Source organism: Paraconexibacter sp. (assembly GCF_041602235.1).
In the GTDB taxonomy this organism is placed as follows: domain Bacteria; phylum Actinomycetota; class Thermoleophilia; order Solirubrobacterales; family Solirubrobacteraceae; genus Paraconexibacter.
Window position 1 is genome coordinate 1 of the sequence record NZ_JBFIGP010000398.1, and the last position, 2,699, is coordinate 2,699.

Annotated in this window: 4 protein-coding genes; 3 read left to right on the forward strand and 1 reads right to left on the reverse strand. The window is 71.5% G+C overall.

Features of this window, described 5'->3' with window-relative positions:
- On the forward strand, nucleotides 1–1,057 hold a 1,057-nt coding region (locus tag ABYE80_RS19515; protein ID WP_372791976.1), incomplete at its 5' end, for an O-antigen ligase family protein.
- On the forward strand, nucleotides 1,054–1,290 hold the full coding sequence (locus tag ABYE80_RS19520; protein WP_372791977.1) for a hypothetical protein: 237 nt from the start codon (nucleotides 1,054–1,056) through the stop codon (nucleotides 1,288–1,290). The genes ABYE80_RS19515 and ABYE80_RS19520, both read left to right, overlap by 4 nt.
- Here ABYE80_RS19520 and ABYE80_RS19525 read toward each other — a convergent pair.
- Complete coding sequence (locus ABYE80_RS19525) at nucleotides 1,287–1,799, reverse strand: RNA polymerase sigma factor (RefSeq protein ID WP_372791978.1); 513 nt, start codon at nucleotides 1,797–1,799, stop codon at nucleotides 1,287–1,289. The genes ABYE80_RS19520 and ABYE80_RS19525 overlap by 4 nt on opposite strands.
- Nucleotides 1,800–2,081: 282 nt before the next feature.
- On the opposite strand from ABYE80_RS19525, the gene ABYE80_RS19530 reads away from it, so the two are divergent.
- On the forward strand, nucleotides 2,082–2,699 hold a 618-nt coding region (locus tag ABYE80_RS19530; protein ID WP_372791979.1), incomplete at its 3' end, for a delta-60 repeat domain-containing protein.

Below are 2,699 nucleotides of genomic sequence, written 5' to 3' on the forward strand. Positions count from 1 at the left end.
CGGTCTGCTCGAGCGTCACACCGAGCGTCCGTCGGTCAGCCGCGTCTCGCGCCGCACTGCCGCACGGCTCAGCGCGGCGGGCGTGATCGTGGCCGCCGTCGCCGTGCTGGCCGTCGGTGGGGCCGGGTGGGCCGGCGACCGCATCGGCGAGTTCAAGAGCCAGAGCGCGACGCCCACCAACTACGAGAACTCCGTCAGTCGGCTCAGCTCGGTCTCCGGGAACGGGCGCTACCAGTACTGGGTCGCGGCCCGTGAGGCCCAGCGCGCGGAGCCGCTGACCGGGATCGGTCCCGGCATGTTCGAGTTCCTCTGGGCCAAGGAGAACCCCGTCCAGGGTGGGTTCGTCCGCGACGCGCACTCCCTCTGGGCCGAGGCACTCGGTGAGATGGGTCTGGTCGGCTTCCTGCTGGTCGTGGGGTTCTTCGGCATGGCGCTCGCAGCTGGTGCCTCGCGAGCGCTGCGTGCTCGTGATCACGAGCATCGCGGCGCGATGGGGGCGGCGACGGCCGGGCTCCTCGCGTTCTGCGTCATCGCGAGTGTCGAGTGGGCGTGGGAGATGACCGTCCTCGGAGCTGCCGGTGTCGTCCTGGCGGCGATCTGCGTCGGCGGTCGCGGCGACGAGCCGCTGCACGTCGGGCGGGCTGCGGGGTGGCGGCCGGCGAGAGCGCCGCAGCGTCTCGCGGTCGGTGTGATTGCCGCGGTCGCGGTCGCGGTCATCGCGGTGCCCACGTCGACCGCTGCCGGTCTGCGCGACAGCCAGAGCGCGGCACGCGCGGGTCGCCTGGATGCGGCCTACCGTGAAGCGCGCGCGGCGGTGGACGCGCGGCCGCGCAGTGCCGCCGCGCTGCTGCAGGAGGCGCTGGTCCTCGAGAAGGGCGGGGCGCTGGAGCGTGCTCGGGCGGTCGCGACCCGGGCGACCGATGCAGAGCCGGTCAACTGGCGCACGTGGCTCGTACGGTCGCGACTCGACGCGCGCCTTGGCGACGCTGCGGCGTCGGTCAGCGCTTACCGCCGGGCGCGCGCGCTCAACCCGCGATCACCGCTCTTCCGCCGATGAGCGAGAGCGATGCGGAGATGGAGGGCCCGGACGCCGGGCAGGTCGCCGAGGCGCTGGAGGCCCGGACGCCCGAACCGCCCGAGCGGTGGCGCCGGGCACTCGGAGCGGCGCTCGAGCTCGAGGGCAGGCGGCGAGCGATCGTCGGCCCGCGTCCGTCGATGCTGTGGCTCAGGGCCGGGGCGCTGATCGCGCTCGGGGCCCTGTTGCTGGGGCTCGGCGTCTCGCGGATCTAGGTCCGCGGACCGTCGGGTTCGAGTTGGCTGCGCAGCTTGCGGAGCGACCTGGAGAGGATCTGCTGCACGTTCGCGAGCGTGAGTCCGGTGAGGGCGGCGATCTCCGGGCCTTGGAGGTCCGCGCCGAAGCGCAGTCCGAGGATCTCTCGCTCGCGATCGCTGAGGACCGACAGCGCCGACGCGAGTTCGCTCGACGGTCCGAGGCGCGGCTCATCCGGGGTAGTGATCGTCTGCGCCCGTTCATCGTCGAGCCTGACGTCGCCGCGGTCGGCCCGGAGGTGATCGATCAGGACGTTCCGGGCGATGGCGAGGAGCCAGGTGAGGACGGCGCCTTTGCGCGGGTCGTAGCGCGGCCATGCGCGGAGGGCCTTCTCGAACGTGACCTGGGTCAGATCTTCGGCGAGGTCCCGCGACGAGGTCCGGTACGACAGGAACCTGAAGACCTGGACGAGGTGGTCGTCGTACACGCGCGCGAACGAGCGGTTCCCCTGCCCTGGACCGTCGGTCACGTCGGGCAGTCTTCCACGCCCTGTAACCCCGGTGGGGACCACCGAGGCGCGGGTTGCCCGACACCTGGTGTTCCGTCGAAGGGACGGCTGAGCGTGTTCGCGCCACGTTTGGTGGTGGTGCGACGGGCGGCGCGCTACGTTTCCGGTCGGCGTCTGGTGGGGTTACGGGCGGTACTGGTTGGTGGGGTGCGTCCTGGGGGGCGCACGGGGGGCGTGATGATCAGGTCCAGCAGGTTGTGGCGTGCGCGCGTTGGCGCGTGGTGTGTGGTGGCGCTTGGGTGCGTGTCGCCGCCGGTTGCCCACGCCGCGATCAGCGATGTCCCCGACAGCGCGCCGGCGATGACCAACGGCCAGGTCAACGCGATCGCGCGCTCCGCGGACCGCATCTTCCTTGGCGGCAGTTTCACCCGTGTCGGGACCGGTACGCCACGCGGCGTGGCGCTTTCCACCGTGACCAGTCTCGCCAACCCCGCCTTTGCCCACCCCAACGGGACTGTGCGAGCGGCGGTGCCTGACGGCAGCGGCGGGTACTACATCGGGGGCGAGTTCACCCAGGTCGGCACCGTGCCCCGCAACCGCATCGCCCACATCGCCGCCGACGGCACCGTCAACCCCAGCTTCGACCCCAACGTCAACGGCAGCGTTCTCGCGTTGGCGCTCTCGGGCAGCACTCTCTACGCTGGAGGCAGCTTCAACGGCGCCAACAGCGTCAACGGCACCACCACCCGCAACCGCTTGGCTGCCTTCGACATCGCGACGGGGACCGATACCAGCTTCAACCCCAACGTCAACGGCAGCGTTCTCGCGTTGGCGGTCTCGGGCACCACCCTGTACGCCGGCGGCCTCTTCTCCAGCGTCAATACCACGACCACCCGCAATCGCTTGGCTGCCTTCGACACC